Annotated in this window: 2 protein-coding genes and 2 pseudogenes; all 4 read right to left on the reverse strand. The window is 65.6% G+C overall.

Going from position 1 to position 4,627, the window contains the following annotated elements:
• Positions 1 to 508 precede the first annotated feature (508 nt).
• A pseudogene (locus ACTHJR_RS16305) lies at positions 509 to 913 on the reverse strand (biotin--[acetyl-CoA-carboxylase] ligase); the annotation flags it as partial.
• 59 nt (positions 914 to 972) lie between these two features.
• The gene (gene nuoN, locus ACTHJR_RS16310; RefSeq protein WP_440524295.1) at positions 973 to 2,415 is read right to left on the reverse strand and encodes an NADH-quinone oxidoreductase subunit NuoN; all 1,443 of its coding nucleotides are present in this window, start codon (positions 2,413 to 2,415) and stop codon (positions 973 to 975) included.
• Positions 2,415 to 3,938, reverse strand: a complete 1,524-nt coding sequence (locus tag ACTHJR_RS16315) for an NADH-quinone oxidoreductase subunit M (protein ID WP_440524297.1) — start codon at positions 3,936 to 3,938, stop codon at positions 2,415 to 2,417. The genes nuoN and ACTHJR_RS16315 overlap by 1 nt, the downstream gene beginning before the upstream one ends.
• Positions 3,935 to 4,627 (reverse strand): annotated as a pseudogene (locus tag ACTHJR_RS16320) (NADH-quinone oxidoreductase subunit L); the annotation flags it as partial. The gene ACTHJR_RS16315 and the pseudogene ACTHJR_RS16320, both read right to left, overlap by 4 nt.

Raw genomic sequence — 4,627 nt, forward strand, 5'->3', positions numbered from 1 at the left:
CCGCTTCCAGCGTCGGCCTGATGAGGCCGCTCACCCGCTCGATGAACCTTGCCGAGCCCGGGGTCGGGCGAAGGAGCAGTGCACCAGCAGCAACGGTCATGTGCGGGCGTTCATCATAGCGCATGCGAATGCCAACGTCGGCAACGTCGAGCTCCGATACGCACTTTTCGATATCGTCGCGGACGATGCAATCGGCATCAAGGCACAGGTATGATGCGGGCGCCCTATCGAAGACCTCGGCAAGCCGAACGAAGCGTATCGAGGCATAATAAGTGCGGACGTGGATCTTGCCCGCGCCCTCAAGGTCGGGGTGCTCATAGGAATAAGTGAGCGTCAGCTCTGGAAGCAGCTTGCCGATGATCTCGATCGCACGGGCGACGCCAGCGTCCGGATTGATGACGTGCACATGGCACTTGGAGCGGGGAGCGCGGCGGCCGAGCGATCCCAGGAGCACCAAAGCGTGCTCCCAGAAATACTTGTTGTCGGCCACGAAGAAGATGACGAAATCCTCAGGCGCGACGGCGACTGTATAGGCCGCCAGGCTGGTTGCCGCGCGATCGATGCCGGTCGGGTGGTGCGCGAGATTGGCGCCGATCCCGATCACCACCGCGTCGCCGGCGCGCTCGAGCAGGATGCCCGACAGCTTGGCGCCGTCGATCAGCAAATCGTTGGGCCATTTGAGCAGCGCCATGCCGGGGGCATAGACCGACACCGTTTCCTCGAGCGCGACCGCCGCGACCAGCGCCAGAGTCGCCGCGGGCGGGTCGCTGGGCCGGATGCGGACCAGCGTGCTTGCGTAGAGGTTGCCGGCCGGCGACGCCCAGGCCCTGCCCTGGCGCCCGCGCCCGCTCGACTGGCGCTCGGCGCGCAGCCACACGCCTTCTTCCAGACCGGTCGCGGCCAGCGCGATCATGTCGGCGTTGGTCGAGCCCGTCTCCTCGACCGTGCGAACCCGGCTAGCCGTGTCGGCGATCAGAACAACGCCTTGGCCGCGGTGTCGGCCCAGCCCGGCAGCACGAGGAGCGAGAGATAGCCGAGCGGCGAGATCGCGAGCGCGAGCAACGCGATGATCGCGCCTTCGATCCGGTCGACCGGCGCGAAACTCGCCGCCGCCTCGTCGAAGAACATCGTCTTGACCACGCGGATGTAATAATAAGCGCCGATCACCGACCCCAGCGCACCGAACACGGCGAGCGGATAGAGACCGGCGTTGGTCGCGGCCTGGAACACGTAGAACTTGCCCATGAAGCCGAACAGCGGCGGGATGCCGGCCAGGCTGAACATGAACATCGCGAACGCCGCGGCGAGCGCCGGACTGGTCTGCGACAGGCCCGACAGGCTGGCGATCGTCTCGACCGGATTGCCGTCGCGGTCGCGCATCTGGAGCACGATCAGGAAGCTTCCCATCGTCATCGCGATGTAGATGGCGAGATAGATCAGCACCGACTGCACGCCCTGCTGCGTGCCGGCGGCAAGGCCGATCAGCGCGAAGCCGACATTGTTGATCGACGAATAGGCGAGCAGCCGCTTGATGTTGCGCTGGCCGATCGCGGCGACCGCGCCGAAGATGATCGACGCCAGGCTGGCGAAGATCACGATCTGGCGCCAGTCGGCCACCGCCGGCCCCATCGCCTCGATCGCGACGCGTACGCCGAGCGCGACCGCCGCCACCTTGGGTGCCGAGGCGAAGAAGGTCGTCACCGGAGTTGGCGCGCCTTCATAGACGTCGGGGGTCCACATGTGGAACGGTACCGCCGACATCTTGAACGCCAGCCCGGCGAAAACGAACACCAGCCCGAAGGTCAGCCCCAGCGACTTGCCGGCGCCATAAGCGGTGGCGATGTCGGTGAACAACGTCGTGCCCGAGAAGCCATAGACCAGGCTGATGCCGTAGAGCAGGATGCCCGAGGCGAGTGCGCCGAGCACGAAATATTTGAGGCCGGCCTCGGCCGAGCGCTGGTCGCGCCGCATGAAGCTCGCCAGCACATAGGCCGCGAGACTCTGCAGCTCGAGCCCGACATAGAGCGTCAGCAGGTCGCCGGCCGACACCATCATGCCCATGCCCGCCGCGGCGAGCAGGATCAGCACCGGATATTCGGGATGCAGGCTGTCGCCGTCGCCCTGCGCGAAAAAGCGCGGCGCGATCACGATCGAGATCGCCGCGGCGACATAGATCAGCACCTTGCAGAACGCCGCGAAGGCATCCGCGCGGTAAAGGCCGTCGAACACGGCGCCGGCATAGGAAGCGGGCCCGGCGAGCGCTATGCCCGCGCCGAACAGCACCGCGACCGCGGTCCAGCTCACCGCACGAGTGGCGGCCTGGCCGCCCCAGGCGGCGACCAGCATCAGCGCCAGCGCGCCGACCGACAGGACGAGCTCGGGGAGCGTCGCCTGGAGGGCTGCGGTCCAAATCATTACGCGTGGCCCTCCCCGGCCTTGACCTGAGGAACCCTGCCGGGCGTCGGCTGCGCGTCGCCGGCCGGCTTGGCGCGATCGATCCGCTGGAGCAGGATCTGCACGTCGCCGCGCATCGGCGCGAGGAAGCTTTCCGGATAGACGCCCATCCACAACACCGCCGCCGCGATCGGCACCAGCAACGCGATCTCGCGCGGGGACAGATCGGGCATGGCGCGGACGTCGTCGAACTTGAGCTCGCCGAACACCACCCGGCGATAGAGATACAGCATGTACGCCGCGCCGAGGATGATCCCGGTCGTGCACAACAAGGTGATCGTGGTCGATACCTTGTAGACGCCGGCCAGGCTCAGGAATTCGCCGACGAAGTTGCTGGTGCCGGGCAAGCCGACCGACGCCATGGTGAACAGCATGAACAGAACGGCGTAGCGCGGCATATTGTTGGCGAGCCCGCCATAGCGCGCGATCTCGCGGGTGTGCAGGCGGTCGTAGATGATGCCGACGCACAGGAACAACGCGCCCGACACCAGGCCGTGGCCCAGCATCACCATCATCCCGCCTTCGATGCCCTGGCGGTTGAAGGCGAACAGGCCGATCGTCACGATCGCCATGTGCGCGACAGACGAATAAGCGATCAGCTTCTTCATATCGGACTGCACCAAAGCGACCAGCGAGGTGTAGATCACCGCCACCGCCGACAGACCGAAGATCAGCCACGTCAGCGACGCCGACGCCTCAGGGAACATCGGCACCGAGAAGCGCAGGAAACCATAGCCGCCGAGCTTCAGCAGCACGCCGGCCAGGATGACCGACCCGGCGGTCGGCGCCTGGACGTGCGCGTCGGGAAGCCAGGTGTGGACCGGCCACATCGGCATCTTGACCGCGAACGAGGCGAAGAAGGCGAGCCACAGCCAGGTCTGCGCCCAGACCGGGAAATCGTGGTTGAGCAGCACCGGGATGCTGGTGGTGTGCGCCTCATTGGCCATCCACAGCATCGCGATCAGCATCAGCACCGAGCCGAGCAGGGTGTAGAGGAAGAATTTGTACGAAGCGTAGATGCGGTTCGCCCCGCCCCAGATGCCGATGATCAGGAACATCGGGATCAGGCCACCTTCGAAGAAGATGTAGAACAAGAACAGGTCCTGCGCCGCGAAGGTGCCGATCATCAGCACTTCGGTCAGCAGGAACGCCGCCATATATTCGGGCACGCGCTTCTGGATCGCTTCCCAGCTCGCGCCGATGCAGATCGGCATCAGGAACACCGACAGCTCGATCAATAGCAGGGCGAAGCCGTCGATGCCTAGCGACCAGCTGAAGCTGCCGAACAACGGCACGTTCTCGGTGAACTGCCATTGCGGGCCGCCGATCCGGAACTGGCTCCACAACACGACGCCCAGCGCCAGGTCGACCAGGGTCGCGATCAGCGCCAGCCAGCGCGCATTGTTGGCGCTGAGGAACAGACACGCGACGGCGGCGATCGCCGGCACCGCGAGCATGACGGAGAGGATCGGGAAGCCGCTCATCGCGTGATCGCCCAGGTAACGGCGGCGGTCAGGCCGATCAGCATGACGAACGCATAAGTGTAGAGATACCCCGATTGCAGGCGACCGGTGATCCGGCTGCCGAAGGACACCACCCAGGCCGAGCCGTTCGGGCCGAAGCGGTCGATCGTGCCCTCGTCACCCGCCTTCCAGAACAAGCGGCCGATCGCGAAGGCGGGACGGACGAACAGCAGGTCGTACAGCTCGTCGAAATACCATTTGTTGTACACGAACCGGTACAGCAAGCGGAACGTCTCGGTGAACCTGGCCGGGATGTCGGTTCGCCAGATATAGGCCATCCATGCGGCGATCAGGCCGACCAGCATCACGAACGACGCCGACAGCTTGGCCCAGGTCGGAACCTTGTGCGCGGCATGATAGAGATGCTCGTTGAACGCGATCGCGCCGTGCCAATAATGCTCGCCGGCATCGACCCCGACGAACGAGGGCTGGAAGATATAGCCCGCGAGCGCCGCGCCGGTCGCCAACAGCACCAGCGGCACCAGCATCGACAGCGGGCTTTCGTGCGGATGATAGCCGCCGGTACCGGCATGGATGTCGGGCGCACCGCGCTGATCGGCGTGCGGATCGCTGCCGGCACCTTCCGCCGCCGTATCGGCATGGCCATGCGTGCCCTCGTCATGGCCGTGTTCGTCGTGATGGCCATGCGC

This window comes from Sphingomonas sp., assembly GCF_051962185.1.
In the GTDB taxonomy this organism is placed as follows: Bacteria; Pseudomonadota; Alphaproteobacteria; order Sphingomonadales; family Sphingomonadaceae; genus Sphingomonas.